The sequence below is a fragment of the Oceanimonas smirnovii ATCC BAA-899 genome, from assembly GCF_000381965.1.
Taxonomy (GTDB): Bacteria; Pseudomonadota; Gammaproteobacteria; order Enterobacterales; family Aeromonadaceae; genus Oceanimonas; species Oceanimonas smirnovii.
In genome coordinates this window covers 108,652-134,125 of sequence record NZ_KB908454.1, presented here as the reverse complement: position 1 = coordinate 134,125, position 25,474 = coordinate 108,652, and the positions used below count along the sequence as shown (strand labels likewise).

The 25,474-nt window shown below is 56.1% G+C and carries 23 protein-coding genes and 4 tRNA genes; 7 read left to right on the top strand and 20 right to left on the bottom strand.

All coding sequences use genetic code 11. The features are described 5' to 3' along the window. Window positions 1-47: 47 nt before the first annotated feature. The gene (locus G364_RS0100630; protein ID WP_019933206.1) at window positions 48-893 is read right to left on the bottom strand and encodes a Tim44 domain-containing protein; all 846 of its coding nucleotides are present in this window, start codon (window positions 891-893) and stop codon (window positions 48-50) included. 141 nt (window positions 894-1,034) lie between these two features. On the opposite strand from G364_RS0100630, the gene dnaB reads away from it, so the two are divergent. Beyond that, window positions 1,035-2,429 (top strand): replicative DNA helicase, encoded by a 1,395-nt coding sequence (gene dnaB, locus G364_RS0100625; protein ID WP_019933205.1) that lies wholly within the window; start codon window positions 1,035-1,037, stop codon window positions 2,427-2,429. A gap of 9 nt (window positions 2,430-2,438) precedes the next feature. Further along, on the top strand, window positions 2,439-3,527 hold the full coding sequence (alr, locus tag G364_RS0100620) for an alanine racemase (RefSeq protein ID WP_019933204.1): 1,089 nt from the start codon (window positions 2,439-2,441) through the stop codon (window positions 3,525-3,527). A 73-nt stretch (window positions 3,528-3,600) separates the two neighbouring features. Here alr and G364_RS0100615 read toward each other — a convergent pair whose 3' ends face one another. The 3 genes from G364_RS0100615 to zur all read right to left on the bottom strand — a co-directional run bounded on the left by G364_RS0100615 (window position 3,601) and on the right by zur (window position 6,541). After that, window positions 3,601-4,479, bottom strand: coding sequence for a bile acid:sodium symporter family protein (locus G364_RS0100615; protein WP_019933203.1), 879 nt, complete (start codon window positions 4,477-4,479; stop codon window positions 3,601-3,603). Between the two features lie 237 nt (window positions 4,480-4,716). After that, entirely contained in the window at window positions 4,717-5,862 is a 1,146-nt protein-coding gene (locus G364_RS0100610; RefSeq protein ID WP_019933202.1) for an RNA-guided endonuclease InsQ/TnpB family protein, read from the bottom strand. Between the two features lie 229 nt (window positions 5,863-6,091). Then, window positions 6,092-6,541 carry a zinc uptake transcriptional repressor Zur gene (gene zur / locus G364_RS0100605; RefSeq protein ID WP_019933201.1) on the bottom strand — a complete coding sequence of 150 codons (450 nt, stop codon included), beginning with the start codon at window positions 6,539-6,541 and terminating at the stop codon, window positions 6,092-6,094. Window positions 6,542-7,301: 760 nt separating this feature from the next. On the opposite strand from zur, the gene G364_RS16135 reads away from it, so the two are divergent. Next, window positions 7,302-7,586 carry a type II toxin-antitoxin system HicB family antitoxin gene (locus G364_RS16135; RefSeq protein ID WP_019933200.1) on the top strand — a complete coding sequence of 95 codons (285 nt, stop codon included), beginning with the start codon at window positions 7,302-7,304 and terminating at the stop codon, window positions 7,584-7,586. 159 nt (window positions 7,587-7,745) lie between these two features. Here G364_RS16135 and G364_RS0100595 read toward each other — a convergent pair whose 3' ends face one another. Together G364_RS0100595 and G364_RS0100590 are read right to left on the bottom strand one after the other, a co-directional pair. Next, window positions 7,746-8,435, bottom strand: coding sequence for an RES family NAD+ phosphorylase (locus G364_RS0100595; RefSeq protein ID WP_019933199.1), 690 nt, complete (start codon window positions 8,433-8,435; stop codon window positions 7,746-7,748). Then, the gene (locus G364_RS0100590; protein WP_019933198.1) at window positions 8,432-8,833 is read right to left on the bottom strand and encodes an MbcA/ParS/Xre antitoxin family protein; all 402 of its coding nucleotides are present in this window, start codon (window positions 8,831-8,833) and stop codon (window positions 8,432-8,434) included. Before G364_RS0100590 ends, G364_RS0100595 begins: the two co-directional genes overlap by 4 nt. A gap of 587 nt (window positions 8,834-9,420) precedes the next feature. On the opposite strand from G364_RS0100590, the gene dusA reads away from it, so the two are divergent. From dusA to oxyR, 3 genes are all read left to right on the top strand, one after another. Next, on the top strand, window positions 9,421-10,473 hold the full coding sequence (gene dusA / locus G364_RS0100585; protein WP_083928673.1) for a tRNA dihydrouridine(20/20a) synthase DusA: 1,053 nt from the start codon (window positions 9,421-9,423) through the stop codon (window positions 10,471-10,473). A 100-nt stretch (window positions 10,474-10,573) separates the two neighbouring features. Continuing rightward, window positions 10,574-11,302 (top strand): glutathione peroxidase, encoded by a 729-nt coding sequence (locus G364_RS0100580; protein ID WP_019933196.1) that lies wholly within the window; start codon window positions 10,574-10,576, stop codon window positions 11,300-11,302. 215 nt (window positions 11,303-11,517) lie between these two features. Continuing rightward, window positions 11,518-12,411, top strand: coding sequence for a DNA-binding transcriptional regulator OxyR (gene oxyR / locus G364_RS0100575; RefSeq protein WP_019933195.1), 894 nt, complete (start codon window positions 11,518-11,520; stop codon window positions 12,409-12,411). A gap of 148 nt (window positions 12,412-12,559) precedes the next feature. Here oxyR and G364_RS0100570 read toward each other — a convergent pair whose 3' ends face one another. From G364_RS0100570 to G364_RS0100525, 10 genes are all read right to left on the bottom strand, one after another. Continuing rightward, window positions 12,560-13,327: a hypothetical protein gene (locus G364_RS0100570; RefSeq protein ID WP_019933194.1), complete on the bottom strand. Its 768-nt coding sequence runs from the start codon at window positions 13,325-13,327 to the stop codon at window positions 12,560-12,562. Between the two features lie 225 nt (window positions 13,328-13,552). Continuing rightward, window positions 13,553-13,629 (bottom strand) — tRNA-Arg (locus G364_RS0100565). Between the two features lie 25 nt (window positions 13,630-13,654). Further along, window positions 13,655-13,731 (bottom strand) — tRNA-Arg (locus G364_RS0100560). Between the two features lie 25 nt (window positions 13,732-13,756). Further along, a tRNA-Arg gene (locus G364_RS0100555) sits at window positions 13,757-13,833 on the bottom strand. 11 nt (window positions 13,834-13,844) lie between these two features. Continuing rightward, window positions 13,845-13,937: transfer RNA gene (locus G364_RS0100550), tRNA-Ser, on the bottom strand. Between the two features lie 140 nt (window positions 13,938-14,077). Continuing rightward, complete coding sequence (gene csrA / locus G364_RS0100545) at window positions 14,078-14,269, bottom strand: carbon storage regulator CsrA (RefSeq protein ID WP_019933193.1); 192 nt, start codon at window positions 14,267-14,269, stop codon at window positions 14,078-14,080. A 216-nt stretch (window positions 14,270-14,485) separates the two neighbouring features. Continuing rightward, entirely contained in the window at window positions 14,486-17,113 is a 2,628-nt protein-coding gene (alaS, locus tag G364_RS0100540; protein ID WP_026344576.1) for an alanine--tRNA ligase, read from the bottom strand. A 102-nt stretch (window positions 17,114-17,215) separates the two neighbouring features. Continuing rightward, entirely contained in the window at window positions 17,216-17,680 is a 465-nt protein-coding gene (locus G364_RS0100535; RefSeq protein ID WP_019933191.1) for a regulatory protein RecX, read from the bottom strand. Window positions 17,681-17,724: 44 nt separating this feature from the next. After that, window positions 17,725-18,795: a recombinase RecA gene (recA, locus tag G364_RS0100530; protein ID WP_019933190.1), complete on the bottom strand. Its 1,071-nt coding sequence runs from the start codon at window positions 18,793-18,795 to the stop codon at window positions 17,725-17,727. Window positions 18,796-18,869: 74 nt separating this feature from the next. Then, window positions 18,870-19,376 (bottom strand): CinA family protein, encoded by a 507-nt coding sequence (locus G364_RS0100525; RefSeq protein ID WP_026344575.1) that lies wholly within the window; start codon window positions 19,374-19,376, stop codon window positions 18,870-18,872. Between the two features lie 100 nt (window positions 19,377-19,476). On the opposite strand from G364_RS0100525, the gene mutS reads away from it, so the two are divergent. Continuing rightward, on the top strand, window positions 19,477-22,056 hold the full coding sequence (mutS, locus tag G364_RS0100520) for a DNA mismatch repair protein MutS (RefSeq protein ID WP_026344574.1): 2,580 nt from the start codon (window positions 19,477-19,479) through the stop codon (window positions 22,054-22,056). Window positions 22,057-22,281: 225 nt separating this feature from the next. Here the strand turns inward: mutS and rpoS are convergent, their stop codons facing one another. Genes rpoS through G364_RS0100500 form a run of 4 tightly spaced genes read right to left on the bottom strand, consistent with a single transcriptional unit; the run spans window position 22,282 to window position 25,471 of the window. Continuing rightward, the gene (gene rpoS, locus G364_RS0100515; RefSeq protein ID WP_019933187.1) at window positions 22,282-23,265 is read right to left on the bottom strand and encodes an RNA polymerase sigma factor RpoS; all 984 of its coding nucleotides are present in this window, start codon (window positions 23,263-23,265) and stop codon (window positions 22,282-22,284) included. A gap of 42 nt (window positions 23,266-23,307) precedes the next feature. Further along, window positions 23,308-24,240 carry a peptidoglycan DD-metalloendopeptidase family protein gene (locus G364_RS0100510; protein ID WP_019933186.1) on the bottom strand — a complete coding sequence of 311 codons (933 nt, stop codon included), beginning with the start codon at window positions 24,238-24,240 and terminating at the stop codon, window positions 23,308-23,310. Between the two features lie 32 nt (window positions 24,241-24,272). Next, window positions 24,273-24,854 carry a YqaA family protein gene (locus tag G364_RS0100505; RefSeq protein WP_019933185.1) on the bottom strand — a complete coding sequence of 194 codons (582 nt, stop codon included), beginning with the start codon at window positions 24,852-24,854 and terminating at the stop codon, window positions 24,273-24,275. After that, window positions 24,851-25,471, bottom strand: a complete 621-nt coding sequence (locus tag G364_RS0100500; protein WP_019933184.1) for a protein-L-isoaspartate(D-aspartate) O-methyltransferase — start codon at window positions 25,469-25,471, stop codon at window positions 24,851-24,853. The genes G364_RS0100505 and G364_RS0100500 overlap by 4 nt, the downstream gene beginning before the upstream one ends. Window positions 25,472-25,474: the final 3 nt, after the last annotated feature.

The window sequence follows — 25,474 nt, the reverse complement described above, 5'->3', positions numbered from 1 at the left end:
CCATAAAAAAGGGCAGCCCGAGGGCTGCCCTTTTGATTTCGGGTTAATCAGGCCAGATCTTCCAGGCCCACAATCAGCCAGGGCGCATCGGGCTGGGTCAGGTCCCGCTCCAGGTGCCAGATTTCATTGATATCCTGCTCCACATTTTCAGCACTGTCGCGGTAGCGGCCGCTGAACTTGAGGCTGACCTGGGCCTGATAGGAAGTGTGATCGGCCCGTACCAGCTCGGCATCCACAAACATCACTTCAGTGTGTTGCTCGCCGCTCAGGGTGGCGCGCTCACGGCTCAGCTCGGCAAACAGCTCAGGCGACATATATTCACGCATTTTTTCCAGATTGTTCTGGTTCCAGGCCTCTTGCAGCGTACGGTAGTGCTCACGGGAGCCCTGCAAAAACGCCTGCAGGTCAAAACCGGGAGGCAGGCTGAAAGGCACATCAGTCTGGCCAAAGCCGCCGCTTGCACCGGCAACCGGTGCCTGAGGCGGTGCCTCAAAACGCTGAGGGCCATTATAGGCGGGCTGTTGTGCCTGTGCCTTGCCCCGGCGCAGCGCCCGGAACAACATAACGGCACCAAAGGCCAGACCGGCAATCAGTATGAAATCCATAAACTGAAAGCCTTCAAAAGCACCGGAGCCCAGCAGGGCCGCAAACAGACCACCGGCCAGCAGGCCACCCAGCAAACCGCCCATCAGGCCGGACTTTTTGGACTGGGGCTGAGTCTGGTTGGTGTTATTGCGGTTAATATTCTGCTGAGCGGGCTGGGCCGGTGCTGTTTTGAACGACTTACCCACAGAGCGGCTGCCGCCGCCCATTTTACGGGCTTCGGCATCAAAGGCGGTGGCGGTGAGGCCGACCGCAAAAATCAGAGTAAAAAGTGCAAGCAATTTGCGCATGGTTATTTCCTTGGTTAACGGGCTGGTAACATCCTAATGCAGTGACATGTTATGTCAATATTCTCGGCAGACAACTTTGAACCTTTCAGTTACCGGTAAAAATTCCGATAATGACGTTTTGCTCAATCAGTGAGAATTTAGATGACAGACAAGACCGCCGCCCGGTCCGATCAGGCCCTGGCCCAGCTGAAAATGCCCCCTCATTCCTTTGAAGCAGAGCAATCTGTGCTGGGCGGCTTGCTGCTGGACAACAACGCCTGGGACAGAGTGGCGGAAAAGGTCTCGGATGCCGACTTTTACAGCCGGCCGCACCGGCTGGTGTTTCAGGCCATGCAGCGGCTGAGCCAGAACAACAGCCCCATTGATCTGATCACGGTGCAGGAAGAACTGGAACGCCACGAAGCCCTGGAAACCGTGGGCGGTTTCTCCTATCTGGTGGAAGTAGCCAAAAACACGCCCAGCGCCGCCAACATAGGTGCCTATGCCGACATAGTACGCGAGCGGGCCGTGGTGCGGGAAATGATCTCGGTGGCCAATGAAATTGCCGAGGCCGGTTTTGACCCTCAGGGGCGCAGTTCGGCCGATCTGCTGGATTTGGCAGAAAGCCGGGTGTTCAAAATTGCCGAGAGCCGTACCAATGCCAATGAAGGGCCACAACCACTGCGGCACCTGCTTGAAAAGACGATCGATCGCATAGAGGAATTATTTAAAAATCCGCACCAGGGCATTACCGGTGTCTCTACCGGATACAATGATCTGGATAAAAAAACTGCCGGACTGCAGTCTTCCGATCTGATTATAGTGGCAGCACGCCCCTCTATGGGTAAAACCACTTTTGCAATGAATCTTTGCGAGCACGCTGCACTGACAAATGACAAACCAGTACTCATATTCTCCTTGGAAATGCCATCTGAGCAGATTATTATGCGGATGCTTGCATCCCTGGGAAGAATCGATCAAACCCGTATTCGAACCGGGCAGCTGGATGATGAAGACTGGGGCAGATTGTCTTCCACCATGGGCATGTTGCTGGAAAAGGGTCAGCTTTATATTGATGATTCTTCCGGCCTGACGCCGACCGAAGTTCGCTCCCGCGCCCGTCGCGTGGCCCGCGAACATGGAGGCCTCAGCATGATCATGATTGACTATCTGCAGCTGATGACGGTGCCCAGCCTGGCGGATAACCGGACTCTGGAGATTGCGGAAATCTCACGCTCGCTCAAGGCGCTGGCCAAGGAGCTGGAAGTGCCCGTGGTGGCGCTGTCTCAGCTGAACCGAAGCCTGGAGCAACGGGCCGACAAACGGCCGGTCAACTCGGATCTGCGGGAATCCGGCTCCATTGAGCAGGATGCCGACCTCATCATGTTTATCTACCGGGACGAGGTCTATCACGAAGACAGCCCCGACAAAGGTATCGCTGAAATCATTATCGGCAAGCAACGTAACGGACCCATAGGCAAGGTGCGGCTGACGTTTCAGGGGCAGTTCTCCCGCTTTGATAACTACGCCGGACCGGATTTCGATGATGATTATTAAGGAGCGAAGATGGATGCACGGGGAGCGGTGGCCCGCATCAGTCTGGAGGCAATTCGGCACAACCTGAAGGTGGCAAAACAACATGCCCCTGACGCCAGCGCCATTGCCGTAGTAAAAGCCAATGCTTACGGCCACGGTGATCTTGCCGTGGCGACAGCCCTGGAGCAGGACGCCGACATGTTTGCGGTGGCCCGCTTTGAAGAAGCCCAGCGCCTGCGCGCCGGCGGCATTCAGTTGCCCATTCTGCTGCTGGAAGGTTTTTTTAATATTGACCAGCTGCACTATGCAGCCCGCCACAACTTTCACCTGTGTGTGCACAGCCATGAACAGCTGGCCGCGCTGGAGCGCACTCCCCTTGCAGCTCCGGTCACCGTATGGGTAAAAATTGACTCCGGTATGCACAGGGTGGGTTTTTTGCCGGAAGAAGCCGATACCGTATTTGCCCGCCTGAGCAAGCTGTCGCAGGTGGTGCAGCCGGTAAATGCCATGACGCATTTTGCCCGCGCCGATGAACCCGACAACCGGGGTGCCACTGATGAGCAGATTGCCCGCTTCAAGGCGGTAACCGAAGGCCGGGTAAAGCACACTGCTCTGTGCAACTCCGCCGGCGTGCTGGCCTTTCCCGATGCCCATGCCGACTTTATTCGCCCGGGCGTGATGCTCTATGGCATTACTCCCTTTGGCGAGCAACAGGGCACCGACGTTGGCCTGCGCCCGGCGATGAACTTTACCACTACGCTGATTGCGGTGCGCGAGCACAAGGCCGGCGAGCCGGTGGGTTATGCCGGCAGCTGGGTCAGCCCCCGGGATACCCGCATTGGCGTGATCGCCGTGGGTTACGGCGACGGTTATCCGCGCATGGCCCCGGCCGGCACTCCCGTGCTGGTGAACGGCCGCCGGGTAACGCTGGCCGGCCGGGTATCCATGGACATGGCCACGGTGGATCTGGGCCCGGATGCCACCGATAAGGTAGGTGATGAAGTCATTCTGTGGGGCGACGGCCTCGCTGCCGAAGAAGTGGCCCGCCATGTGGGCACCATTGCCTATGAGCTGGTAACCCGCATGACCGCCCGCCCCCGGCTGGAGTACACCGACTAAATGACAAGGTTGGGACTCGTTCCAACCCTTCTTCATCAAAAAGCCCGGTTGTATTCAACCGGGCTTTTTTGTTTCATGCCTCTCGCCACTGTACCGGCTGTTGCCGGCGGCGAAACCAGCCCAGCAGCAGCAACGCCGGAATATTCATTACAATGCCATAAAGCAGGGCCATCAGCGCCAGCTCATCGGAGCCGAGCTGAGTGTAGGCCACCATAATGGCAATGGCAGCATTCTGAATGCCGGTTTCAAACGCCAGACTGCGGCAGGCAGCCTCGGAACAGCCTGTAAGCCGCGCGATCCAGAACCCCGCTCCCAGTGCCAGTGCACACAACAGCACCATGGCCAGCGCCGCGCCGCTCCACAAAGAGGGCAAGGCGTCACGGTGACGTGCCACCAGCACTATCAGCAGCAATAAAAACGCCAGACTCACTACCTTTTTCAGGCGGGGCTGATATTGCTGCACCCAGATACACCAGCGCCGGCGCACCAGCATGCCAAGCACCACAGGTACAATGCAGATAAGCGCCAGCTGTGCCATGGCCGGCCCCAGCGGCAAAGACAGCCCCGCTTGTTGCTGGCCCAGCCAGCTCAGCTGCAACACCACGGATACGGGCATCCACAAGGGAGCAAGCAGCCCTACAAAGGCGGTCAGGCTGATAGACAGTGCTGTGTCACCGTCTGCCAGAAAGCTGAACATATTGGAGGTGGCTCCGCCGGGGGCCGATGCCACCAGAATGAGTGCGGCACCCAGCAGTGGCGGCAACGCCAGCAACACTATCAGTAACCAGGCCAGCAGCGGCAGTAATAACCACTGCAGCGCCAGGCCGGTAAACAGAGCCCGGGGCCGGAGTAGCAAACGGCGAAAATGGCCGGGCTCCAGCGTGGTGCCCATGATCAGGGTCATCAGCCCCAGCAGCAGGGGCAACATCAGATTAATCAGCGGCTCATTCATGCCGGCACTCCGCACTCAAAAATGGCATGCTAGCATGATGGCGCTTTAAGGTTCTGACTCAGGTCATTTTTTGACGTTAAAACGCTGCTCGAACACACCATCGGCGGCATGCCACTTGAGGTAATACCAGGGGTTGTCGGTTTGCCAGACCGGAAAGGTCAGCTCAATTTTATCTGATTGCGATACAGCGAGGTGCTTAATTGACTGCCCCCTCCCTAAAGGAAGGGGATTCCCAATTCACCGAGAACCGGACACGGAGACTGGCCCCATGCCGCTTACATTCTCTCCAAGGGCTAACACCGCCAGCCCGGCGGCTTTAATGTTTGTCGCGGCGTTGATGTCGCGGTCATGGTGGGCACCACATTCGGGGCAGTCCCATTTTCTGACCGACAACGGCAGCGACGACAAGGTATGCCCGCAACCCGAACAGCGTTTGGAGCTGGGGAACCACTGGTCAATGGCGACCAGTGAGCGACCGGCCCATTCTGCCTTGTACGCCAACTGGCGCACGAACTCGCCCCAGCCGGCGTCGGCAATGGCTTTGCTCAGTTTCGGGTTGCGGATCATGTTTTTCACATTCAGGGATTCGACGCAGATCACTTGGTTCTCGTTAATCAGTCTGCGGGACAGCTTGTGCAAGTGGTCCTGTCGGCAATCGGAAATCTTGGCGTGAAGTTTCGCCACCTTCTGCCGGGCCTTGGCACGGTTGGCCGAGCCGAGCTTTTTCTTGCTCAGCCGGCGCTGTGCCTTGGCCAGTCTGGCGGCGTATTTCGCGGTATGGCGGGGATTGCCGACCCGTTCACCCTGGTCGGTGATAAACAGATCTGTCAGACCCAGATCAATGCCGGTCATGTTGGGAGTAACCGGCAGCTTGCCGGGCGCGAACTCACACAAGCAGCTCACAAAGTAACGGCCTGCCGAGTCCTTGGAAACGGTTATGGTGCTGGGATCGCCGGGCAGTTCACGGCTCCAGCGAATATTCAGCGGGGTTTTGCTCTTGGCCAGATACAGCTTGCCGTCCCGGTATTTGAAGGCAGAACGGGTGAACTCCGCCGACTGGCGGTGCCGCTTGTGCTTAAATACCGGATATTTGGCACGGCCTTCAAAGAAATTTTTGAAGGCGGTTTGCTGGTGGCGCAGGCATTGCTGCAAGGGCACACACGACACCTCAGACAGAAACGCCAGCTCAGGATCTTTCTTGAGTTCGGTCAGCCGGGCGTTAGCGCCAACGTAGCCGATTTTTTGCTGACGCAGCTCAAAAGCATCAGTACGCCAGCGCAGTATCGCGTTATAGACAAAACGCACACAACCGAAGGTCTGAGCCAACAGCTCAGTCTGTTCGGGTGTAGGGTAAAACCGATATTTATAAGCGCGTTTTGTCATGCGCTTAGTTTAGTAAACCACTGTATAGATAACCAGTTTAAAAGGAGAGGCGGGAACAGGGGCGGCTGACGCCGCCGTGCTATCCCTCCCCGCCCTAAAAGGACGGGGTTTCCCGCGCAAAATTGATGAACCTCGCTGGCCAGAAACAATAAAAACAGCAGGAATATGATTAACCGTATTAATGCACCCATGGATCAGCCCATGTGGTGGTGGCATTAATACAAGCATATCAGCTGGTGGTGTTTTCGCCGGCACAGTGCCGGCACTGGCCGTGGGCCTCAATGGACTGGCTGGTAATGGCAAAGCCGTGCAGCTCGGCCTGATGCTCAAAGGCATGGTTAATCGCCTCGTCGTGCAGCTCTATCACATTGCCGCACTGAGTGCAGATAAGCAGCTGCATGGGGTGATGCTCGGCAAAATGCTCGCAGAACAAAAAGGCATTCAGCGACTCCACCTTATGCACAAAACCCTGGGCCAGCAAAAAGTCCAGCGCCCGGTAAACCGTGGGCGGCTTGGCATTGGGCTCCAGCTCTTTAAGCTGATCCAGCAGCTCATAAGCGCTCACCGCTCCCTTATGACCGGCGATTAAAGTGAACACATGACGGCGGGTGGGCGTAAAACGCACACCACGCTGGTTACACAGCCGCTCGGCACGCTCAAGTTGTTGTTGCACAGACATAAATCAGGCTCATTAAAAGGCTACTGGGCGTATTCTACCACAGCCGCCCCGCCCTTCCTGCGCCCGGGCTTGGGTCTGTGAGCCGGCTTGGGTATAATGCGCGCCCTCTTGTTCAAAAAGTAATCATTTCTCATATTTCAATACTCCAGCGCCCGTTTCTCCGTTGCTCCCATGCTCGATGGGGCTGATTTTTAACTAAGTTGTTGTTTTTACTACACTGGTTAATTCCTTGGGATACTAATGGATCACCAAGGATCTGATTTAACGTTCTTTCTGCCCCCTGCTAATACCCAGTATCCCATTCGTTCCCAGGCTCCCCGCGGCATGCTAAGCGGGCTTTTGATATGTCTGCACCAATGCTCAAGCGACTTAACGCCTGTTGGCAAAAACTCGGTTTGGCAGGGCGCGAGAGGGCTCCCTATAACCTGATGCATCAGTGAGCGCGCTGCGGATTTGTCCTGGCCTGCAGCTCCGCTGGTTCTTCATGGGCTCCGCCCATACCCGCCAGGGCTAAGCCCTGGACCTCCTATTAAATCTAGGAGCTGGTAGCCTATAAATTACGTCGAGCTGAAGGGAATCTTCCAAGCGCATTAAGTCCAGCCAAGCTCAGTAGCGGCTAAAACTCACTTTTGGACTCTAGGGCTTATCTTCCCTTCGATGGCTCGTAGCGCCATAATGCAAAGGTTTCATAAGGATTCGATGGGCTCGCTGATGAGCACTGCAGGGTTATCACCCATTCCTTAAGACTGTGGAGGTGCTTATGCTGTTTTCAGTTGGTATTGAGTATCCGTCCCATGACGGCAATGCTCTCGGCATGGTAGTACCTGCGCTCAGTAGAGATGATTATGCCTGCTTCAGCGCAGCCGACAGTGAAGAACAGGTGGAGTCCATGGCAACCGAGGCCATTGCCATGGTGGTAAAGGAAATGGTCAGCAATGGGGTCAGTGTAGACAGCCTTAAGGACATGGGCCTTTGCCATTATCGACGGCTGGAGGACTATAACCACTGCGACGGCTGGCTGTTGCTGGACGTGGATCTAACCTAGTGTATGAATTAAGCGGAAGCGAATTAACGTCTGTCGGTAACTACTTTTTGGCCATGGTCAGCCACCATAGACTGGCAAGTACAGTGCTTCGTGCTGCCCATTTTCCGCCAAATAAAGCATTGTTATGATATGGGAAGGACAAAGCAGTGCCCTTTCTGCTTACTTGTAGATGTTTATCTCCAACACGTTGGTGATTGCGTTTCCATTCCAGCAATAATCAAAGTGTTTGGCCTGACAGATTTCAGTGATCAATCTTGGCCTGAACAGTACAAAACAGTCATGGCCCGCATGTCTGACTGAACGATACTTCAAGCCATCTGCCCCATTGCTACGTTGTTCGCTGGCAAATGCCTGGCTGTGATTGTAGTCGGTGGGGTGGTAGAGGTTGGAAGAAAGATGCTGCTCGGCAGTAATGTCTATCAGAGCAGCATTAAAGCGGGCGAACAGTGAGCGCATTTGAATACGCTGAGCAGGCTCTTTGGTATATCCGTATAACCGTTCCTGGTGATAAATCGTCTCTTTTATCGCTGTATCCAGGGAAGGAGCGCAGTAGTAACCGCCAAAATCACCGGTAGTAAAACGCGCCCCTTCCGGGTTGATATGGGTAAACGCAGCCATGGCGTAGCTGGCATGGGGGATCCCCACCAGCCAATCCTCTTTCGCTACCAGGCTCAGATCACCAGCCTGCTCCTGCAGTCGTGGGTTAGTCATGGCCTCAACGGCATGCACGGCTTCCAGTTCGTCAGCGGTGGCCACGTCTTCGTAAAGGTCTATTGGCGGATACTTGCTCGGGATCAGCCGATAACACTCTTGCCCCTGCAGCAGGGTCTGCTCAAGCTCTTCGCTCACGCTGTTCCCCCACGCCAGGCACTCAGCCGTTTGGATACCTCATACAAATCAGCAACCTTGCCTCCTGCCATCACATCCATGGCACTTCTGCCGGCAAAGAAGGGATGTTGGTTGGGCTTGCGCACCCAGCCATACACACTGTCTTCGGCACTGAAAAGAATACGCAGGCTCTTATGAATGTTCAGGATATAGCTCATCCGCTCCAGGGTGTCCGGACTTAGACGGATTCCGCCATGTGCTGTCTTGTACTTGGTCAATGTTGAACGTGAGTGGATACCCAGCAAGGCCAGCTGCTCCTTAGTGTCACAGTCCCATTTATCCAGGATCCGAAACACAACCGGGAGCGCCTTGCTGTGGTCAACTCCATGATTCCCTTGAGCCGGTAATACTTGAGACATAGTACCCCCTCCTGTATGCGTAGCGCCCAAGGCTCTGGCTTGGCCGCTGTGGTGTTGGTCAACTTAGGTTTATTTTAGTCAATTTGTCCATATATGAACATGACTGTTTTACTGTGACCTGTCACGATTTCAGAACCATGTTTTGCCTTTGTTCTGTATCGAACCGGGGCAAGCCAGGGCGTTTACTGTGCCCAAGCTGGCGGATTGGGGAGAGCAGTCAAGGGTATGATAGGTACATGTTTATTTGGAGAGGGATTACACATGCGGGTGTACTGCAAAGAGTGTGGAGCAAAGGGCTGAATCACCAATACCAACCGGATGGGACACCATGGCCTTTCCCCAGGTGCGGGCATCGGCCAATTTCCCCAGGTGCGGGCATCGGCCAATTTCCCGAAGGTACGGGACTCCTGATACACTATCGTCTTATCTTTTTTGACGCGCACTATGCAGCGGTACCGTATGACGCCCGCCGCTGTTTTGCGCTTCTCCACTGTAAAGCTGGCCATGTTTCCTCCGTCAGGTATCCCATTTATAGGGGATACCACAAGGGATACCGTAGCCTCAAAAACACCTGAGAACAATGCCAAATGACTGAGATTGTAAGAGATTCAAATACAAGGAAAAACCAGAGCGAAGCCGCTAGGGCTGGCGGTTTCAGCTCTGGCAGGTTTTCTGTTGCCCCCATGCTCGACTGGACTGACCGCCATTGCCGCTATTTTCACCGGCTGATGAGCCGCCATGCCCAGTTGTATACCGAAATGGTGACCACAGGGGCCATTATTCACGGCAAGGGCGACTATCTGGTTTATAACGAGCAGGAGCATCCGCTGGTGCTGCAGCTGGGCGGTAACGATCCGCAGGCGCTGGCCCAGTGCGCACGCCTGGCTGAAGAGCGTGGTTACGATGAAATTAACCTGAACGTGGGCTGCCCCTCGGATCGGGTGCAGAACGGCCTCTTTGGTGCCTGCCTGATGGCACACCCGCAAACCGTGGCCGACGGCGTGGCCGCCATGAAAGCAGCCGTGTCCATTCCGGTAACGGTAAAAACCCGTATTGGCATTGATGAGCAGGACAGCTACGAGTTTCTGTGCACCCTGGTAGATAAAATAACGGACGCCGGCGTGGATGCGCTGATAGTGCATGCCCGCAAGGCCTGGCTACAGGGACTGAGCCCCAAGGAAAACCGGGAAATCCCCCCGCTGGACTATGAGCGGGTATATCAGCTCAAACGGGATTATCCCGCCCTGACCATGGCGGTGAACGGCGGCATTAAAACCCTGGATGAAGCTCACACTCACCTGCAGCAACTGGACGGCGTTATGGTTGGCCGTGAGGCATATCAAAACCCCTATATGCTGGCACGGGTAGATGCCGAGCTGTTTGATGATCATCATGAGGTACCCAGCCGCCATCAGGTGATCCGCAACCTGCTGCCTTACATAGAACAGGAGCTGAGCCGGGGCACTTATCTTGGCAATATCACCCGCCATACTCTGGGTATTTTTCAGGGCATGCCGGGAGCCCGGGGCTGGCGTCGTTATTTAAGCGAAAACGCTCACAAGCGGGGTGCCGGTCCGGAAGTGGTGGAAGCGGCCATGGCCAGAGTGCCTGAAGATACTGGCGAAGCCATTAATCAATAGGCTCAGGCTATCAAAAGAAAAGTCTCAAATGACTTTCCCTTTTAAACCTGACGGGTGATACTGAGTCCTATCGAAGCACATCAACACAAGGACTCAGATAATGCTTACAGACAAAACCGGTCAGCGCGTGCCTCAGGCAGTTTTCCGTACCCGTCAGAATGATGAGTGGGTTAATGTGACCACTGATGAGTTATTCAGCGGTAAAACCGTGGTGGTGTTTTCTCTGCCCGGTGCCTTTACACCCACCTGTTCATCTACTCACCTGCCCCGCTATAACGAACTGGCCCCTGTGCTGTTTGAAAACGGTGTAGATGACATTATCTGCATGAGCGTCAACGATACTTTTGTGATGAACGCCTGGCTGGCAGATCAGGAAGCGGAGCACATTCATGTGATCCCCGACGGCAACGGCGAGTTTACCGATGGCATGGGCATGCTGGTCGACAAGCAGGATCTGGGCTTTGGCAAACGCTCCTGGCGCTATTCAATGCTGGTGAAAGACGGCGTGATCGACAAAATGTTTATTGAGCCAGAGAAGCCCGGCGACCCCTTTGAAGTATCCGATGCCGACACCATGCTGGCTTATATCAACCCGGAAGCAGCCAAGCCCTCGGCCATTACCGTATTCAGCAAGCCGGGCTGCCCCTTCTGCGCCCGTGCCAAGCAAATGCTGCTGGACCGCAAGATGCGCTACGAAGAGGTTATTATCGGTCAGGATGCCACCAGCATCAGCCTGAAGGCAGTATCCGGCCGCAGCACGGTTCCTCAGGTGTTTATTGACGGCCGCCACATTGGTGGCAGTGACGAACTGGCTGAATTTCTGGGCTGAAGAACATTAAGTATCAAGCAACTCAAGAAGCAATGACAGGGATTACCGGAACCGACCGTCAAATGTCAGGGATGACATTTGCCGAGCGTCCCATGGATGGGCTTGAAGCGTGTCGGTGGAGGTAACCCTGTTGTTGCTTCGTTCTGTCATATCTTTTCATTCTCACCAGAATCGGGGATCATGCTCATAACGGAGTTGATAACCATGGTGAACAGGTGAATTTACGGGATCTTGAATATCTGGTGGCGCTCGCAGAAGAGCGCCACTTTCGTAAGGCGGCAGAAAAATGTTTTGTCAGCCAGCCCACCCTCAGCGGCCAGCTGCGCAAGCTGGAAGATGAGCTGGGTGTACTGCTGATGGAACGCACTTCCCGCAAGGTGTTGTTTACCCCGGCAGGTGACGCCATTACCGCTCAGGCTCGCCGGGTGCTGGCCGCTACCAAGGAGCTGCGTGATATTGCCCGCACCTTTACCGAGCCCATGTCCGGTGAGCTGCACATTGGCCTGATTCCTACCGTAGGGCCTTATTTACTGCCCCATATTATTCCCGCTCTGAGGCAACACTTTCCTGAGCTGCAAATCTTCTTATACGAAGCCCAGACCCAGGTGCTGCTAAAGCAACTGGCCGACGGCGATCTCGACTGCCTTATTCTGGCCCAACTGGATGATATGGATAATTTCGGCTCCATACCGCTCTACGACGAGCCCATGTTGCTTGCCTTGCCCGCAGGCGACAAGTGGGCCGAGCGAACTGAGATTGGTCTTGAGGAGCTTAAGGGCGAGAAATTACTGATGCTGGAAGACGGCCATTGCTTGCGGGATCAGGCCATGGGTTTCTGTTTTGCCGCCGGTATAGGCGAAGACAGCCACTTCAAGGGCACCAGCCTGGAAACCCTGCGCAATATGGTGGCGGCCGGCTCAGGCCTTACGCTTATTCCCAAACTGGCCGTGACTGAACACAAAGAAGACAGCGGCGTGCGCTATCTCAGCGTCACCAACCCCTGCCCCAGCCGGACCATTACTCTGCTGCACCGGTCGCACTCAGTGCGCCGCCCCTGCTTTAATGAAATGGCCCGGGTGATCAGCCGTTTGCTGAGCGAGCTGCTGTAACAAAGGCGAAGAGAGGCACCATATAGCAATGTTTTTTATCAAACCAGCTGATCAGAAGCAGAGTATTCCATCGTCTTCTGCAGGAAGCGTTTGAACATGCCCGTCAGGATTAGATAACGGTTAACGCCTCGCTGACTTCGGTGCCGGCCTAAGGGGCCGGTAACAGCTGGTAATGGTCAAAGATGCCGTGGCGTATCTGCAGAGTCATAGTGTCAGCATAGGGTACAGGAAGGTTGCTGAAACGATAGGTACGCGCCGGAGTATACAGGGCTACTTCGCAGCGCCGGTAGCTGTAATGCCGATCGTAACCTGACGCCTGCCCGCTGATAAAGTCACACTGTTTTATGTCGCTGTAGCGGATCTCAATATCGCTGACCGCAAAACCGTAATGACCTTCAAACTCAGACAACAGGGTCAGAGCTATCAGCACAGGCGCGCACCATACGCCGTGGCGGATCAACCAATGCCGGTAATTCCAGCCGATAAATGATACCAAAGCCATCTGTAACAGAATCAGAATAAAGCTGCCGTGCTGCCCCAGCGCCATCAGCGGGCGGGTATCGTCCAGACTCAGTATCAGGTCCGGCAGAATTACAATCTGCAGCAGCCCGGCAGCAAACAGCAGGCGAGTTGCGTGGTTAGCAGCAAAAAGTGCCAGCAGAGTGATACTGATGCAAAGATATAAGAATATCGCCGCCAGAGGCAGGAACACCGGGGCAAAGCCGATCAGAAAAGCGGTACCGGAAGGCCAGCCCAGGCTGGGTATATTGGCGGCCAGCAGTCCCAGCAGATAACTCAATCCCAGTACGGTCAGAGCCGACCGGGGATAGCTCAGAAAGACTTTTTTTATCCCTGCCAGCAGGCTATGAAACGCACCGCTCAGATAACAGAACGGTGGCAGCAGACTCAGATCCATATCATTGTCAGCTTGTTCACTGTCTTGTGAGGGGAGTGGATTTCTCCGGTAAACAGACATAACCTTCCCTGTCGTCGCTGATACCCGGGCGTTGCAGCGTAAGGCAAAGCGCTGCGGAATAAAAGCCACGGCTGCTCAGTTATTAAGGATGAATGAACAAACAGGCAGAAAAAAACCGGCGCTTTTAAAAAAGCAAAAAGCCGGCACAAGGCCGGCTTTTTAATATGGCGCATCCGGGAGGATTCGAACCTCCGACCGCTCGGTTCGTAGCCGAGTACTCTATCCAGCTGAGCTACGGATGCATAACAGGTCGCGTTTATTTTCAGATGGCGCATCCGGGAGGATTCGAACCTCCGACCGCTCGGTTCGTAGCCGAGTACTCTATCCAGCTGAGCTACGGATGCTTTTCTGAAAAACGCTTTTAAACAATGGCGCATCCGGGAGGATTCGAACCTCCGACCGCTCGGTTCGTAGCCGAGTACTCTATCCAGCTGAGCTACGGATGCACTACAAAAAATGGCGGTGAAGGAGGGATTCGAACCCTCGATGCGGGTATAAGCCGCATACTCCCTTAGCAGGGGAGCGCCTTCAGCCTCTCGGCCACCTCACCGTGTTTGCGGGGCGTATATTACCGCCGGGCCAAAATAAGTCAAACACTTTTCCAACCCGATTTTTTCGTTCGAACAGACTTTAACCATTTGGGCGCAAAAGCCATCAAAAAGAATGAAAAACACCCCGTAAAACTGAAAATTAATACTGGCTGTCGTCGCCGGTACCCTTTTCTGCCTGTATCCGCATGTAGATTTCTTCGCGGTGTACAGACACTTCTTTGGGTGCATTTACACCAATGCGCACCTGGTTACCCTTAACACCCAGCACGGTGACAGTGACTTCGTCACCGATCATCAGGGTTTCACCTACCCGACGGGTCAAAATTAGCATATGGCTGCTCCTGTTTTGGCTATCTGTTAGTAAAAAATGTTGTTTATTATCCGATAAAGGCGACGAAAAACCCAGCCTTCCTGTGGCATGAAATGGGGTAAAACATCGTCAAAATCAAGAGGCCTGTCAAAGACAGGCCTCTTTTACTGTTCGGCGTACGGCTGCCGACTCAAATTATAGACGCTGTTAGGTAATAACAGGCCGTTTCAGCTGCAATCAGAGGCGCTCGCCCAGCCAGCCGGACACAGACTCCAGCGCCGCCGGCAGGGCTTCCGGCTCACTGCCACCAGCCTGGGCCATATCGGGACGGCCGCCACCCTTGCCGCCCACCTGCTGGGCCACCATGTTGACCAGCTCGCCGGCTTTCACCTTGCCGGTGAGATCCTTGGTGACGCCTGCAATCAGGCTGACCTTGTCACCGGTAACAGTGCCCAGCACCACCACACCGGACTGCAGCTTGGACTTGAGATCGTCCAGGGTGCCGCGCAGTGATTTGGCATCTACCCCTTCCAGATTGGCGATCAGCACCTTGTTGCCGTTGATCTCAACCACCTGATCCAGCAAGGACGCGCCGGCCTGTGCCGCCAGCTTGCCCTTGAGCTGCTCAATTTCCTTTTCCAGCTGACGGCTGCGCTCCAGCACCTGACGCACCTTGGCCGATACCGAGAAGGTATCACCCTTGACCAGGCTGGCAGCCTGGGCAATTTCGTGATCAAGCTGATGCAGATAGGCCAGGGCCGCTTCACCGGTGACGGCCTCAATGCGGCGCACACCGGCGGCAATGCCGCTTTCCGAGAGAATTTTGAACAGACCGATATCACCGGTCCGGCTGACGTGAGTACCACCACAGAGCTCGGTAGATACCTCGCCCATGGATACGACCCGCACTTCGCTTTCGTCATATTTCTCGCCGAACAGCGCCATGGCACCGGCCTGTTTGGCCCCTTCCAGATCCATCAGCTGAGTGGCCACCGGCAGGTTGGCACGAATGTCGCGGTTAACCATGTCTTCCACTTCCCGCAGTTCCTGGGCATTCATGGCTTCCAGGTGAGAGAAGTCAAAACGCAGCCGCTCGGGCTCGACCAGCGAGCCTTTCTGGGTAACATGCTCGCCCAGCAGCTTGCGCAGGCTGGCATGCAGCAGGTGAGTCACGGAATGGTTCAGTGCCGTGGCCTGACGGCGGGCACCGTCAACGGCCGCAGAGACGGACTCACCCGTTTCCAGGGTGCCCAGCTCCAGATGGCCCAGGTGCAAAATGCCGTTACCCGCCTTTTGCGTGTCTTTCACCACAAACAGGCCGTCGTCCATGCGGATCACGCCCGCATCACCCACCTGACCACCCGACTCGGCGTAGAAGGGGGTAGTATCAAGTACTACCGCGCCTTCTTCACCGGCAATCAGGGCATTCACCGGCTCACTGCCCTTGAACAGCGCGGTCACCCTGGCCGCCTGAGCCAGGTGCTCGTAGCCGGTAAAGGCAGTTTCACCGTCAACCTTGATGGCCTTGGTATAGTCCACACCAAAGTTGGACGCTTCCTTGGCCCGGGTGCGCTGTTGCTGCATCAGGGCTTCAAAGCCGGCCTCATCAATGCTGAGCTCACGATCGCGCAGCACGTCGGCAGTAAGATCCGCCGGGAAACCATAGGTATCGTACAGCTTGAACACCACCTCGCCGGGCAGCACTGTGCTTTCACCCAAATCATTAATGGCGTCTTCCAGCAGCTGCAGGCCACGGTCGAGAGTACGGGCAAACTGCTCTTCCTCCAGCCGCAGCACCTTCTCGATGATCGGCCGCTGACTGTTCAGCTCGGGATAGGCATCGCTCATCTGCTCGCACAGGGAACCCACCAGAGTATGGAAGAAGGTCTTGTCGGCACCCAGCTTGCGGCCGTGGCGCACGGCACGGCGAATAATACGGCGCAGCACATAGCCCCGGCCTTCGTTGGAGGGCATGACGCCATCGGCAATCAGGAAGGAGCAGGAACGAATATGGTCGGCAATCACCCGCAGCGACTTGTTGTCGAGATCAGTGGTGCCCACCGCCTCGGCCGCTGCCTTGATCAGCGCCTGAAACAGATCGATTTCATAGTTGGAGTGCACGCCCTGCAAAATGGTGGCGATACGCTCCAGCCCCATGCCGGTGTCGACCGACGGCTTGGGCAGCGGCTCCATGGTGCCGTCGGCATGACGGTTGAACTGCATGAACACCAGGTTCCAGATTTCGATATAGCGGTCACCGTCTTCTTCCGGGCTGCCGGGAGGGCCACCCCAGATATGCTCGCCGTGATCGTAGAAGATCTCGGTGCAGGGGCCGCAGGGGCCGGTGTCACCCATGGTCCAGAAGTTGTCGGACGCGTATTTGGCACCTTTGTTGTCACCGATGCGCACAATGCGATCCACCGGCACACCAATTTCCTGAGACCAGATACCAAAGGCTTCGTCGTCGGTCTCATACACTGTGACCCAGAGTTTTTCCTTGGGCAGCTTGACCACGTCGGTCAGGAATTCCCAGGCAAAGCGAATGGCGTCCTGTTTGAAGTAGTCACCAAAGCTGAAGTTACCCAGCATTTCAAAGAAAGTGTGGTGACGGGCGGTGTAACCCACGTTTTCCAGATCGTTGTGCTTGCCGCCGGCACGCACGCAACGCTGGGAGCTGACCGCTCTGTTGTAGGCCCGCTGCTCCAGACCCAGGAACAAGTCCTTGAACTGGTTCATGCCGGCATTGGTAAACAGCAGGGTCGGGTCGTTGTGGGGTACCAGCGAGCTGGACGCCACCACCTGGTGTCCTTGCTGGCGGAAATATTCGAGAAACGCGTTGCGTAACTCAGACGTGGTCATTCGCATGGAAAATCCTGTTGATAGCTTGGTAGGCAATTACTCCCATAATTTAAAAGGAATGGGCAGCAATGTAAAACGCGTCATGGCGCGCGTGGGTGCGAAAAAGCGTTATTGGTCGCCGGCTTCAAGGGCATAACGAATGTGATCCGGGCCAAACCCCCTCGCCTGCAGATAACGCATGCGCCGGGCCCGCTCTTTGAAATCGGGAATGGGGGCATCACCAAAACGGGCGAAATGACACTCCCGGGCCAGCTCAAACCAGTCGGTTTCTTCTTGTTCAAGCGCTGTGGCAATCTCGTCGGGATGAACGCCTTTGCGCTGCAGCTCGGCACGAATACGCTGAGGACCATGCTTTTTGTAGATGTGCTGACGCACCTGCACTTCGGCAAAGCGCGCGTCCTGCAGCCATTGCTGTTGCTCCAGCTTGTTCAGGGTGCGGGTAATGGCCTCCTGCTCAAACTCGCGTTGGCGCAGCTTTTGCTCCAGTTCCCGCCGGCTGTGATCCCGCCGGGACAGAATTCGCAGGGCACAGTCCCACACGGGCTGATCCGGATTGGATGATTCAAATAACATGCCTGTCTCTTAACACAAAGGCCGGGCATTGCCCGGCCTTGTTATCAGAATTCGGCGTTATCGTCAGGGCCGTCCAGTTCCGGCAGGGCTTCACCCTTGCCGTTACCTTCTTCCTTGGCAGAGCCCGGTGCCAGCAGCAACATTTCACGCAGCTGCTGCTCAATTTCTTCGGCAATATTGGTGTGCTCCAGCAGATATTTAATGGAGTTGGCCTTGCCCTGACCAATTTTGTCACCCTTGTAGCTGTACCAGGCACCGGCTTTTTCAATCAGCTTATGCTTCACGCCCAGCTCAATCAGCTCACCTTCCTTGGAGATACCGGCACCATACATGATCTGGAACTCAGCCTGCTTGAACGGCGGCGCTACCTTGTTCTTGACCACTTTCACCCGGGTTTCGTTACCCACCACTTCATCGCCTTCCTTGATAGAGCCGATACGGCGAATGTCGAGACGCACGGAAGAGTAGAACTTAAGGGCGTTACCGCCTGTGGTGGTTTCGGGGCTGCCGAACATGACACCAATCTTCATACGGATCTGGTTGATGAAGATGCACAGACAGTTGGCGCTCTTGATATTACCGGTGAGCTTACGCAGCGCCTGAGACATCAGACGAGCCTGCAGACCCACATGAGAGTCACCCATCTCGCCTTCAATTTCGGCGCGGGGCGTCAGTGCAGCCACAGAGTCAACAATGATGACATCTACCGCGCCGGAACGCACCAGCATGTCACAGATTTCCAGCGCCTGTTCACCGGTGTCGGGCTGGGATACCAGCAGATCGTCTACGTTGACGCCGAGTTTACCGGCATACACCGGATCCAGTGCGTGTTCGGCATCCACAAAAGCACACACCTTGCCGGCGCGCTGGGCCTGAGCGATCACCTGCAGAGTGAGGGTGGTTTTACCGGAAGACTCGGGACCATAGATTTCTACAATACGACCGGTAGGCAGACCACCAATGCCAAGAGCAATGTCCAGAGACAGGGAGCCGGTAGAAATGGCTTCAACATTCAGCGCCTTATTGTCGCCCAAACGCATGATAGAGCCTTTGCCAAATTGCTTTTCAATCTGGCCCAGGGCGGCGGCCAAGGCTTTTTCTTTGTTCTGATCCATAACATGCTCCACTGAAATTGGCTGGTGCTGAATTGTAGTAATTAACGCTGAGTATACTGGTTATTCGTACAGTATCAAGTCGGGTTTTGCTCAAGCAGGGTCAGGCAGGCCTCAAGCGCATTGACCACGGTTTGCCGGCGCACTGCGGCCCGGTTGCCGTCCAGCTGCAGCAGCCGGCAATCAAGCTTATTTTGTGCCACAGAGTAACAAGCCAGCCACACTGTGCCCACGGGTTTTTCCGGGCTGCCGCCACCGGGGCCGGCCACACCGGTCACCGCCACACCAAAGCCACAGCCAGAGGCGGCACAGGCACCGCGTACCATGGCTTCGGCCACTTCCCGGCTGACTGCGCCGTGGCGCTCTATCAGCGCCATATCCACCCCCAGCATCTCGTGCTTGGCGGCATTGGAATAAGTCACAAAGCCCCGGTCAAACCAGGCCGAGCTGCCGGCAATGTCTGTGATGGCGGCGGCAATGCCACCGCCGGTGCAGGACTCGGCAGTGGTCATCATAATGCCTTTTGCCTGCAGCGCTTCACCCAATTGCTGTGCCAGTGTGTCTGTGCTCATGCTCACCTTCATGTGCCTGATTTAATTAGCTGGTATTATGCAGGCCCAGGCTCAAGGGTGCCAACAGCATTGAGCACTACCTCGTAACACAACGACAAAAGGCTGTGATTTCATTATGAATCAGGAAAATTCCCCGCATACGCCCATGATGCAGCAATATCTGGCCCTGAAGGCACAGCATTCAGACATTCTGCTGTTTTATCGCATGGGGGATTTTTACGAACTGTTTTACGACGATGCCAAAAAAGCGTCCCGGCTGCTGGATATCTCCCTGACCAAGCGGGGCAAGTCGGCGGGCACCGCCATTCCCATGGCCGGGGTGCCCTACCACGCAGCAGAAAACTATCTGGCGCGGCTGGTGCAGATGGGCGAGTCGGTGGCCATTTGTGAGCAGATTGGCGACCCGGCTACCAGCAAGGGGCCGGTGGAGCGTCAGGTGGTGCGCATTGTCACTCCGGGCACCCTGTCCGATGAAGCCCTGCTCAATGAGCGTCAGGACAACTGTCTGGCGGCTGTGTATCACGACGGCGAACGTTTCGGTTACGGCATTCTGGATGTCAGCACCGGTCGTTTTGTGATCAATCAGTTTGAAAAAGCCGAAACCCTCACCGCCGAGCTGCAGCGCACTCAGCCCGCCGAGCTGCTGTATCCGGAAGGTTTTGAGTGGTTTGGCCTTATCGAGCAGCGTAAGGGCCTGCGCCGCCGGCCGGAGTGGGAATTTGATCCGGGTACCGCCCGCCATCTGCTGTGCCAGCAGTTCGGCACCCGGGATCTGGTGGGTTTTGGTGTGGAGCAGTCCACCACCGCCCTGTGCGCTGCCGGCTGCCTGCTGCAGTATGTAAAAGATACTCAGCGCACCGCCCTGCCCCATATCAACAGTGTGCGGCTGGAGCGGCGTCAGGACATGGTGATCATGGATGCTGCCACCCGTCGTAACCTGGAGCTGACCCTGAACCTTTCGGGTACCATGGAAAATACTCTGGCCGAAGTACTGGACTGCACCGCCACCCCCATGGGCAGCCGGCTGCTCAAGCGCTGGATACACCAGCCCAGCCGCAACAAAGAAGAGCTGACACAGCGTCAGGATATTATCGCCACCCTGATGGAAAACGGCCGCCATGAAGACCTGCACCCGCTGCTGCGTCAGGTGGGCGATATGGAACGGGTACTGGCCCGGCTGGCGCTGCGCTCGGCCCGGCCCCGGGACTTAAGCCGGCTGCGTGCCGCGCTGCAGGCCCAGCCCGACATTCAGGCGGTGCTGGCCGAGGCCGGGGCTGAATGCCTGACACCGCTGGCCCAACAGATCAGTGACTTTCCCGCGCTGGCCGAGCTGCTGGAGACCGCCGTGGTCGATACGCCACCGGTGGTGATTCGGGACGGTGGCGTGATCCGCGATGGCTACAACGCCGAGCTGGATGAGCTGCGTGAGCTGGCCGCCGGGGCGCATCGCTATCTGGAGGAGCTTGAAGCCCGGGAGCGCATTGCCACCGGCATCAGCACCCTGAAAGTGGCTTATAACAAGGTGCACGGTTTTTATATTGATGTGAGCCGGGCCAACGCTCATCTGGTGCCGGTGCATTATGTGCGCCGCCAGACCCTGAAAAACAACGAGCGCTACATTATTCCCGAGCTTAAGGAATATGAAGACAAGGTGCTCAATGCCCAGAGTAAAGGGCTGGCACTGGAAAAACGCCTGTACGAACAACTGCTCGACCGGCTGCTGGAGCATCTGGCACCGCTGCAGCAAAGTGCGGCGGCGCTGGCCTGTCTGGATGTGCTGGCCAACCTGGCTGAGCGGGCCGAAAGCCTGGATTATTGCCGCCCTGAGCTGACCGACGATGAAGTGATAACGATAGAGGAAGGCCGCCACCCGGTAGTGGAGCAGGTGATGACGGATCCCTTTATTGCCAACCCGCTGTCATTGTCTGATGAACGCAAAATGCTGGTGATCACCGGCCCCAACATGGGCGGCAAGTCCACCTATATGCGCCAGACCGCACTCATTGTGCTGCTGGCCTACATGGGCTCTTTTGTGCCGGCCCAATCGGCCCGCATCGGCCGGGTGGATCGGATTTTTACCCGCATCGGTGCGTCCGACGATCTGGCCTCGGGCCGCTCCACCTTTATGGTGGAAATGACCGAAACCGCCAATATTCTTAACAACGCCAGCCGCCACAGCCTGGTCTTGATGGACGAAATCGGCCGCGGCACCAGCACCTATGACGGTCTGGCCCTTGCCTGGGCCTGTGCCGATGCACTGGCCAACCGGCTGCACGCCTATACTCTGTTTGCCACTCATTATTTTGAGCTGACCGCCCTGGCAGCACTGTGGCCGGCAGTGGCCAATGTGCATCTGGATGCGGTGGAGCACGGCGATACCATCGCCTTTATGCATGCGGTACAGGAAGGGGCCGCCAGCCGCTCTTATGGTTTGCAGGTGGCGGCGCTGGCAGGCGTGCCCAGGCCGGTGCTCACCCTGGCGCGGCAAAAACTGGCCGAGCTGGAAAGCGGCCGTCCGGCCCCCGAGCCGGCCACAGCCGAGCCTCAGGGCTCGCTGCCGCTGTTTGATGAGCCGGAGCATCCGGCGCTGACCTTGTTGGATGAACTGAACCCGGACGAGCTCACTCCGCGCCAGGCGCTGGAGCAGCTGTACCGGTTGAAAGAGGCCAGAAAAGACAGCTGTAAGCTTTAAGCTGTCAGCTACCAGAGGAGCAGCCTGGAAGGTTATCAGTCGTGTTTGTGAACCCGGCTCTGTCTGATACCGGCACTATTCAGCATTAAAAAACCGGCAGAACGACGAGCTCTGCCGGTTTTTTGTACAGCCCTTCAGGGTATGCCGAAGTCACAAGCACAGTCGATGGCTTTCAAGCTCCACCACTTACAGCTGACAGCTTACGGCTTCCAGCTTTGTTTTTCGTTATTCGCTGTGAAACAGGGTATCGATGCTCAGGCCCTGCTGAGTGAGAATTTCTTTCAGCCGGCGCAGGGCTTCTACCTGAATTTGGCGAACCCGCTCGCGGGTCAGGCCAATTTCCCGGCCCACGTCTTCCAGGGTGGACGGCTCATAGCCCAGCAGACCAAAACGCCTGGCCAGCACTTCCCGTTGCTTGGGGTTAAGCTCTTCCAGCCAACGCACCAGGCTTACATTCATGTCGTTGTCCTGGGTTTCGGCTTCCGGATCCTTGTCGTTCTCATCGGCCAGCACATCGAGCAGCGCCTTGTCACCGTCACCGCCAATGGGCGTATCGACCGAGCTGATCTTTTCATTCAGCTTGAGCATGCGGGATACGTCTTCCACCGGTTTGTCGAGGGCCTCGGCAATTTCATCAGCGGTGGGCTCGTGATCCAGCCGGTGGGCCAGCTCACGGGCGGTGCGCAGATAAACGTTCAGCTCTTTTACCACATGAATGGGCAGGCGTATGGTGCGGGTCTGGTTCATAATAGCCCGCTCTATGGTCTGACGGATCCACCAGGTGGCATAGGTAGAGAAACGAAAACCGCGCTCGGGATCAAACTTTTCCACCGCGCGGATCAGGCCCAGGTTACCTTCTTCAATCAAATCAAGCAGGGCCAGGCCACGGTTGTTATAACGACGGGAAATTTTAACCACCAGCCGCAGATTGGACTCAATCATCCGCTTGCGGGCGGCAAGATCGCCACGCAAAGCCCGGCGGGCGTAATGAACTTCTTCTTCAGCGGTCAGCAGCGGTGAGTAGCCTATCTCTCCCAGGTACAGCTGAGTCACATCCAGACTCCGCAGAACCGGTGCACTCAGGGTTTCTTCTGCCTGCTCATCCTCTTTTTCTTCAGCTTCAGCCAGCTCAACATCAGTGACATTCAGCTCTTCGTCCTTGTTAAAGTCTGTTTCTGCGTTTTGGGTGTTGTACTTTTTCTGGCTCATGGCAGTTCTCCCTTAACCCGGGAACAGCCTTATTCCCGGTATTTATCGCTTAGGCAGATATTTTCTCGGGTCAACCGAGTTGCCCTGATGCCGGATTTCAAAGTGCAACCGGACATCAGTCGCATCACTGCTTCCCATATCCGCTATGTGCTGACCTGCTTTCACCGTGTCCTGCTCTTTTACACGCAGTACTTCATTGTGAGCGTAGGCCGACAAGTAATCATCGTTGTGCTTGATAATGATTAAATTGCCATAACCACGTAGCGCATTCCCTGCGTATACCACTTTTCCTGCTGCAGCAGCCTTGACCGCCTGGCCTCTGCTGCCACGAATGTCGATGCCCTTATTGCCGGTTTCCGACAGTGAGAAACCCGATATGACTGCTCCGCTGACGGGCCACTGCCAGGCAACAGGACCATTGACAGACGCTTTTTTTTGTACTTCTGTGCCAGCGTATGCTTTTCTTTTGACCGGTGCAACTGCCTTTGGCGATTTTGCAACCTCTGTTTTTTTGGATACAGGCGGGGCTGGTTTCGCCCGGGACCCGGCAGCGACCACCGGCTGGCTGATGGCATGCAACGCCAGTTTCTGACCCACATAAATCCGGTAAGGCGGACGCAGTCCGTTCAGGCTGGCCAGGTCGGCCACTGAGTGCTGAGTCCGGCGGGCAATGCCGCTGAGCGTATCGCCCCGGCGCACTTGATATATGCGCGCCTTGCGGCCTGGCACGTCCAGCTTGAGCGTCTGTCCGGGATAAATACGGTAAGGAGCCCGCAGGCCATTATGCCGGGCCAGAGTGGTCACATCCGTGCCCGCCTGCCAGGCAATGGAATAAAGGGTATCCCCCCTCGCCACCACATAATGACGACCGTTGGCTTTTACCTGACCCTGAGCATGTTCACCCACACCGCGCACCGGTGCAGGCCGTGAGGCAGAGCAGGCCGAAAGCAACTGCAACAGTACCAGACTGATCACAGCTCCTTTTAAGGTCTTGCTCCGCCACATCATCAGTTTCTCAGCAGCAGGTAAGCGATCACGGCGGCAGCAACGCACAGCCAGCCCAGCAGATCAATATAACCAATGAGCTTGCGTTCCATTTTTACGCCGCCCCACACCATCAGTCCCGAGACCAGATAAAAACGCAGGCCACGGCCTATCAGCGACACCAGAATAAAAGGCAGAAAGGCCATTTGCAGCAGACCGGCAGTCACGGTAAACACCTTGTAGGGAATGGGAGTAAAGCTGGCAATAAAGATCACCCAGATGCCCCAGTCATCAAACCACTGCCGGGCCACGGCAATTTTACCTTCATAGCCCATGGTCTGAATAAAAGGCGCGACCAGCGGCTCCCACATGGCATAACCCAGAAGATAGCCAAACGCCGCCCCCAATACCGAGAACACAGTGGCCAGAGCAGCATAACGCCAGGCCTTTTCCGGCTTTGCCAGCGCCATGGGGGCCAGCATGACATCCACCGGCACCGGCCAGAAGATGGACTCCACAAAACTGTTCATGGACAGATAAAAAGGTGCATGGCGGTGTACCGCCCACATCATCACCAAACGGTACAAACGGGAAAACAGCTTCACTCAAGATCACCCTGAATTAAAGGAACAAACCGCACCGGCTCAAGCATGGTGCGATCAAATTGATTGCCCCGGCGCTGATACAGCCACAGTGCCTGCTGGCTGTCTCCTACCGGAATGACCATGCGACCGCCATCCGTCAGCTGCGCCAGTAACGCCGAGGGCACCGAGCTGGCCGCCGCCGTCACAATAATGGCATCAAAGGGCGCCTTGCTGGCCCAGCCTTCCCAGCCATCGCCGTGTTTGGTGCGTACATTATATAAATCAAGGCGCTGCAGCCGACGCCGTGCCTGATATTGCAGCGGCTTGATGCGCTCTATGGTAAAAACCTCGTCTACCAGCTGAGCCAGCACGGCGGTCTGAAAACCTGAGCCGGTGCCAATTTCCAGTACTCTTTGCGGCAGGCCGTCCTGCAGCAGCGTCTGAGTCATGCGCGCTACTATATAAGGCTGCGAGATGGTCTGGCCAAAGCCAATGGGCAGGGCGCTGTTGTCCCAGGCCTTATGGCTCATGGCTTCATCCACAAACTCGTGCCGGGGCAGAGCGGTAATGGCCTTCAGCACTTGTTCATTATCAATGCCCTGCTGTTTCAGCAGGTGATAAAGCTGCTCTGTACGCACCCT

Excerpts from the sequence above, each read along its gene's own strand:
- G364_RS0100630 (WP_019933206.1), bottom strand. The coding sequence starts at position 893 with ATGCGCAAATTGCTTGCACTTTTTACTCTGATTTTTGCGGTCGGCCTC.
- dnaB (WP_019933205.1), top strand. The coding sequence starts at position 1,035 with ATGACAGACAAGACCGCCGCCCGGTCCGATCAGGCCCTGGCCCAGCTG.
- alr (WP_019933204.1), top strand. The coding sequence starts at position 2,439 with ATGGATGCACGGGGAGCGGTGGCCCGCATCAGTCTGGAGGCAATTCGG.
- G364_RS0100615 (WP_019933203.1), bottom strand. The coding sequence starts at position 4,479 with ATGAATGAGCCGCTGATTAATCTGATGTTGCCCCTGCTGCTGGGGCTG.
- G364_RS0100610 (WP_019933202.1), bottom strand. The coding sequence starts at position 5,862 with ATGACAAAACGCGCTTATAAATATCGGTTTTACCCTACACCCGAACAG.
- zur (WP_019933201.1), bottom strand. The coding sequence starts at position 6,541 with ATGTCTGTGCAACAACAACTTGAGCGTGCCGAGCGGCTGTGTAACCAG.
- G364_RS16135 (WP_019933200.1), top strand. The coding sequence starts at position 7,302 with ATGCTGTTTTCAGTTGGTATTGAGTATCCGTCCCATGACGGCAATGCT.
- G364_RS0100590 (WP_019933198.1), bottom strand. The coding sequence starts at position 8,833 with ATGTCTCAAGTATTACCGGCTCAAGGGAATCATGGAGTTGACCACAGC.
- dusA (WP_083928673.1), top strand. The coding sequence starts at position 9,421 with ATGACTGAGATTGTAAGAGATTCAAATACAAGGAAAAACCAGAGCGAA.
- G364_RS0100580 (WP_019933196.1), top strand. The coding sequence starts at position 10,574 with ATGCTTACAGACAAAACCGGTCAGCGCGTGCCTCAGGCAGTTTTCCGT.
- G364_RS0100570 (WP_019933194.1), bottom strand. The coding sequence starts at position 13,327 with ATGGATCTGAGTCTGCTGCCACCGTTCTGTTATCTGAGCGGTGCGTTT.
- csrA (WP_019933193.1), bottom strand. The coding sequence starts at position 14,269 with ATGCTAATTTTGACCCGTCGGGTAGGTGAAACCCTGATGATCGGTGAC.
- alaS (WP_026344576.1), bottom strand. The coding sequence starts at position 17,113 with ATGCGAATGACCACGTCTGAGTTACGCAACGCGTTTCTCGAATATTTC.
- G364_RS0100535 (WP_019933191.1), bottom strand. The coding sequence starts at position 17,680 with ATGTTATTTGAATCATCCAATCCGGATCAGCCCGTGTGGGACTGTGCC.
- recA (WP_019933190.1), bottom strand. The coding sequence starts at position 18,795 with ATGGATCAGAACAAAGAAAAAGCCTTGGCCGCCGCCCTGGGCCAGATT.
- G364_RS0100525 (WP_026344575.1), bottom strand. The coding sequence starts at position 19,376 with ATGAAGGTGAGCATGAGCACAGACACACTGGCACAGCAATTGGGTGAA.
- rpoS (WP_019933187.1), bottom strand. The coding sequence starts at position 23,265 with ATGAGCCAGAAAAAGTACAACACCCAAAACGCAGAAACAGACTTTAAC.